This window comes from Janthinobacterium agaricidamnosum NBRC 102515 = DSM 9628, from assembly GCF_000723165.1.
Classification (GTDB): domain Bacteria; phylum Pseudomonadota; class Gammaproteobacteria; order Burkholderiales; family Burkholderiaceae_D; genus Janthinobacterium; species Janthinobacterium agaricidamnosum.
Window position 1 is genome coordinate 5,935,604 of record NZ_HG322949.1, and the last position, 449, is coordinate 5,936,052.

Here is a 449-nt window from a genome sequence, read left to right on the forward strand (position 1 = left end):
GGTGCGCACCTTGCGCGCCGGCACCCGGTTTACCTTGACCCAAGGGCCGCTGCAACCGCTCGGCAACGCAGATCCCGAATACGTGGTGCTGCGCGTGGCCAGCGTCGGCATCAATAACTTGCCGACACCGGCGGCCGAGGGCATGGCGGAACTGTTCGGTCCGATCCCTGCATTGCTGGAAGAGTCGCTGCCCAATTTGCACATCGGCTTAGAGGATTTCGAGGCGGCAATTGCCCAGGCGCACAGCAGCGGTTACGCCAACTGCTTCGAGGCCATTGCTGCGGACACGCCGTGGCGGCCGCAACTGGACGCGCCGTCGGAACGCACCACCGCGCCGGGCAGCCAGAGCGCCATCGTGGTCGGCCCCGATGGCGGCGACCGGCCCAACGGCGCCGATGAAATCCATTGCGACAGGCTGGGCCGGGTGCGCATCCGCTTTCACTGGCAGG

1 pseudogene is annotated in these 449 nt (G+C 67.0%); it reads left to right on the top strand.

The window, feature by feature from the left end:
* Position 1: 1 nt before the first annotated feature.
* A pseudogene (locus GJA_RS28770) lies at positions 2 to 448 on the top strand (type VI secretion system tip protein VgrG); the annotation flags it as partial.
* Position 449: the final 1 nt, after the last annotated feature.